The sequence below is a fragment of the Streptomyces sp. NPDC020597 genome (genome assembly GCF_044335095.1).
Taxonomy (GTDB): domain Bacteria; phylum Actinomycetota; class Actinomycetes; order Streptomycetales; family Streptomycetaceae; genus Streptomyces.
On record NZ_JBIRUL010000065.1, the window covers coordinates 1 to 4,575 of the forward strand.

At 67.9% G+C, this 4,575-nt stretch carries 4 protein-coding genes and 1 tRNA gene; 2 read left to right on the forward strand and 3 right to left on the reverse strand.

The genetic code is table 11. From position 1 onward, the window contains the following. Nucleotides 1–14 precede the first annotated feature (14 nt). Nucleotides 15–1,163: a multiprotein-bridging factor 1 family protein gene (locus ACH4ZA_RS39755; RefSeq protein ID WP_398433878.1), complete on the reverse strand. Its 1,149-nt coding sequence runs from the start codon at nt 1,161–1,163 to the stop codon at nt 15–17. 529 nt (nt 1,164–1,692) lie between these two features. Between ACH4ZA_RS39755 and ACH4ZA_RS39760 the strand changes: the two genes are divergently transcribed. Together ACH4ZA_RS39760 and ACH4ZA_RS39765 are read left to right on the forward strand one after the other, a co-directional pair. Beyond that, nucleotides 1,693–1,766, forward strand: a tRNA-Ala gene (locus tag ACH4ZA_RS39760). A gap of 218 nt (nt 1,767–1,984) precedes the next feature. Continuing rightward, nucleotides 1,985–3,181, forward strand: coding sequence for a pyridoxal phosphate-dependent aminotransferase (locus ACH4ZA_RS39765; protein ID WP_398433879.1), 1,197 nt, complete (start codon nt 1,985–1,987; stop codon nt 3,179–3,181). Between the two features lie 77 nt (nt 3,182–3,258). Here ACH4ZA_RS39765 and ACH4ZA_RS39770 read toward each other — a convergent pair whose 3' ends face one another. Then, the gene (locus ACH4ZA_RS39770; RefSeq protein ID WP_190152707.1) at nt 3,259–3,714 is read right to left on the reverse strand and encodes a hypothetical protein; all 456 of its coding nucleotides are present in this window, start codon (nt 3,712–3,714) and stop codon (nt 3,259–3,261) included. Between the two features lie 185 nt (nt 3,715–3,899). Beyond that, the coding region (locus ACH4ZA_RS39775) for an IS3 family transposase (protein WP_398433880.1) at nt 3,900–4,575 on the reverse strand (676 nt) is incomplete at its 5' end.

Consider the following 4,575-nt stretch of genomic DNA (forward strand, 5'->3'; position numbering starts at 1 on the left):
ACCATGGTCATCGGCTACCGACCAGCGTGAGTACTCGAGCCTTCACTCACACCAGACCCGTGACCTGCGCAATCACGATGCACGCAACTCATTGCACCAGCCGCAAGCTCTGGCTTGCCGTTCATCATCTGTCCCACCGCCGTGCAGACCCAGAAGTGAGACTGACGCTCACCCGACGCGATGCGAGCGATGTTGACCAGCTCCGCACGCGAGAGGACGTCACGAGGGTGCCCCAGCTCCAAACTCACCTCCACGGAGTGGATCTCTGTATTCACTGCGTTGAACTGGGTCTGAAAGACGTTCCCGTCGTCGGATACGCCGGCGGCGACGCGGCGAGCCTCGGTTAGGTGCGACTCAGCTTCCGATCGATCCCACAGCCGTGACCATGCAACCGCTGCGCGCAGGTGCATCGCACCCCACAGCGCGCGAACCGTCCGGTCATTCGTCGCTAGATGGGGCTCAAGGTCGTCGAGAGCCTTGCGTGCCATGTCACGGGCTGGGCCGAGTTCGCCTTCATGCAGCCAGACGCCGCAGAGGTCCCAGCGGGCAGCAGCCTGGAGGATCGGCGACTCGGCACGTTCGGCAGCGACCAGCTCACGCTGAACCGCGCTCCAGCCGAGATCGTGATGACCTAGCAGGTTGGAGGACACCCGTGCCATGTGGCTTGCGCGAAGCATGAGCCCCTCAGCCCGCGGCACGTCCTCTCCTTCGGCTGCATCACAGAGGATGACCAGGTCACGAAGGATCTGCGGAAGAACGTCACCCAGGGCCGTGAACTTTGCATCCTGCCTCAGCCTCTCGGCAGCCTCTACACGTGCCGTGAGGTCGGGGATGGTGGGAAGGGTCGTCGCCGTGATCAGCGCCGCTCCGCCCGGCATGGTCGCCTGCTGGAGGGCGAGACGAAGGCCGGGGATGGCTGCGTGACCGGAGTCGAGTTCCGCCGACTCGTGCCGGTAGGGCTGGCCCGTCAGCTCGATGACCTCAACGCCGAGCACCTCGGCAAGCTGACCGAGGACGCTCATACGGTCGAGCGGCAGGCGTCCCGTTTCGGTCTTGGAGACCCAGCTAACGGAGCGGTCGACAGCGGCCGCCAGTTGCGCTTGATCCCAGCCGAGGCGACGCCTTGCCCGCGCTACGCGCTGCCCCGTGGTCAGTTCAGCCATGATTGGTTCCCTTCGACACTACGAAGGTACCCACGCCAATCCGTGGCGCTGTCAGTAAAAGTGACAGTCGGACGCCTGAACGCCCTCTGGGCAGGCCCGAGTTACGGATTTCTCTACCTCATCAAGCCCCGGCTGCGCTCCGCTCCGCCGGGCGCGCTCCCGGCTCCGCCGCGGACGCCGCTCCTGCCTTCGGCCCGCTCCGCCCGCGCTGCGCCGACGCGCGCCCTCGTAAGGATTGGCCGGCGGCATGAGGTCAGAACCCGTCGTGGCCGGGGCGGTCGCTCCGAGACTTTAAGGTCTGCTGACCTGCGGGGACCCCTCCGAGAGCAAGAAAGGGGGCCGAGTGCCTGCTTCGCACGGTGAGGGCACTAGCCCTCTCCTTTGGCACAAGTGTAATTGCCCCCTTTCATGCTCTCGCCCCGCAGATCACCAGACCTCAAACTCTCTCCCCCGACCGCGCGGGCAGGTGTCACGTTTCACGTGAAACATCGCGATTTGCATCAACTCGCCCCCATGGTCTACAACTTGAGTTGCTTGTAGCTCAGTGGATAGAGCAGCTCTTTCGCGAAGGGCAGGTCACGGGTTCGAATCCCGTCAGGCCCACCGGGGGCGGGGAGGACACGTGCTCCTCGCCTCCACCAAACTCAGTCCGCTGTCCGACCTCCAGCCGGGCCGTCCCTGGGCCGTCCGACAACAGCCAGCGACGACCAACGACGACAGTTGACGGCAGATCTCCCCCAGGTCAGAGGGGGTCCGCGAGCCATCGCCGCAGGTCCCACACCCCGGACCTAAGTTGAGGAACTCCAGAGCTTCGGAGCAGGATGACGGCCATGACCTCTCCCGCGCGCCCCTTCCTCAACCGCCGTCTCGCCGAGTTCGGGACGACGATCTTCGCCGAGATGTCCGCCCTCGCCACGACGACCGGCTCGATCAACCTGGGCCAGGGCTTCCCCGACACGGACGGCCCCGAGGAGGTCCGGGAAGCGGCCGTGCGGGCTCTGCGGGACGGACACGGCAACCAGTACCCGCCGGGCCCGGGCGTGCCCGAGCTGCGCACGGCGATCGCCGACCACCAGCGCCGCCGGTACGGCCTCTCCTTCGACCCGGACACGGAGGTCCTGGTCACGGCGGGCGCCACGGAGGCCATCGCCGCCTCCCTGCTCGCCCTGCTCGAGCCCGGCGACGAGGTGATCGCCCTTGAGCCGTACTACGACTCCTACGCGGCCTGCATCGCGATGGCCGGCGCCACGCGCGTGCCGGTGACGCTGCGCCCCGACGCCGGGCAGGGGCGCTTCCTCCTCGACCTGGACGAGCTGCGCGGCGCGGTGACTGATCGCACGCGGCTGCTGCTGATCAACACCCCGCACAACCCGACCGGCACGGTCCTCACCCGCGAGGAGCTGACCGCGATCGCCGAGCTCGCCGTGGAACGGGACCTGCTCGTCGTCACGGACGAGGTGTACGAGCACCTGGTCTTCGACGAGGCCGCACACGTGCCGGCGGCGACGCTGCCCGGGATGCGGGAGCGCACGATCACGATCGGCTCGGCCGGCAAGACGTTCTCCTTCACCGGCTGGAAGGTCGGCTGGGTGACGGGGGCACCGGGCCTGGTGACGGCCGTACGGTCGGCGAAGCAGTTCCTGACGTATGTCGCCTCCGGGCCCTTCCAGTACGCGGTCGCCGAGGCTCTGCGCCTGCCGGACGCGTACTTCGACGGCTTCCGCGAAGACATGCGGGCCAAGCGGGACCTGCTGGCGGCGGGGCTGGCGGACGCGGGCTTCGGGGTGTTCAGGACGGCCGGCACGTACTTCATCACCACCGACATCCGCCCGCTCGGCGAGAGCGACGGTTTCGCCTTCTGCCGTTCGCTGCCGGAGCGCGCGGGCGTCGTCGCCATCCCGAACGCGGTCTTCTACGACCACCGCGACGCGGGCGCCCCGTTCGTCCGCTTCGCGTTCTGCAAGCGGACGGGGGTGCTGGAGGAGGCGGTGGGACGTCTGAAGGCGCTGGCGGGCTGACGACACGCCCCGGGCGCCGTCCACGAAAGGAGGGCGGGCGTTTCCCGGCAGTTCCGACCTGCGGACGTCGTCTTGCGTCAGCTGGGCAGGGGCGTCGTACTCGACCAGAACGCGGACCGCACGTTCGGCTCCGGCAGCGTCTGCCTCGAGTAGTCGGGGCCGTTCGGCTTGCTCGTCGGCTGAGCGACCTCGGACTTCTCTACGCACGGGGTGGTGACGCTCAGATGGGCCTGGCCGTTCGGCCCGATCAGAACCTCCAGCTGGAACCCGTCCCGAGTCTCGAAATTGGCTGCAAGGCCGTTCGGACTCGTGGCGACGAGCTGGTAGCCCCTGCTCTTCCAGTGGCGTTCCAGGACGCCGAGGAAGCTGCCGCGCCGTTCGGCGGAGATGACCGTCATGACGGAACGGTCACGGTCCACGTAGCAGTCACCCGGCATGGAGTACAGGTGCGTCCACTGAACCGGGGGCTTGATGGCCTCGAACGCCTCGTCCAGAATCGCGTCAGCCCTGTCGGCAGCCTCCTGCAGGTTCATCTTCGACCGACTTTCCTTGCTCGTTGACGCGCTGCCTGCCGCGCCGCATCCGGAAAGAACCAGCACCAGCGCGGCAGCCGCTGCAACCCTCGCCCTCATCGTGGCGTCTCCCTCACGACGTATCCCGGCTGCCCTGCGACGATGGCAGCGATGGGGACTGCTGCAGGATCAGGTGACAGCGGAGTTTATGCAGCCAGAGCTGCGGGTGGAGTCATGATGGTCTCGTACTCGACGGGGGTCAATCGGCCCAGGCGTCGTTGCCGCCGGCGCCGGTGGTAGGTCCGCTCGATCCAGGTGACGATCGCGATCCGCAACTCCTGGCGGGTGGCCCAGACGCGGCGGTCGAGGACGTTCTTCTGCAGCAGTGCGAAGAAGCTCTCCATTGCAGCGTTGTCGCCGGCGGCCCCGACCCGGCCCATGGAGCCGACCAGGCCGTGCCGGATGAGGACGGCGGCGACCTTGCGGGACCGGAATTGCGATCCGCGGTCGGAGTGCACGATGCATCCCGCAGCGGGGCCGCGGCGGGCGACGGCGGACTCCAGCGCGGCCACCGCGAGGCGGGACTTCATCCGGGCGTCGATGGAATAGCCCACGATGCGGCCGGAGTACACATCCTTGACCGCGCACAGATACAGCTTGCCCTCGCCGGTCGCGTGCTCGGTGATGTCCGTGAGCCACAACCGGTTCGGCCCGTCCGCGGTGAAGTGCCGCCGCACCAGGTCATCGTGGACCGGTGGCCCGGCTTTGGCATTCTTCCCGCGGCCCTTGCGCTTGCCGAAGGCACTCCACCAGCCGTTGTCCCGGCAGATCCGCCAGGCGGTCCGCTCGGCCATCGCCTCACCGGCAGCGCGTGCCTCGTCG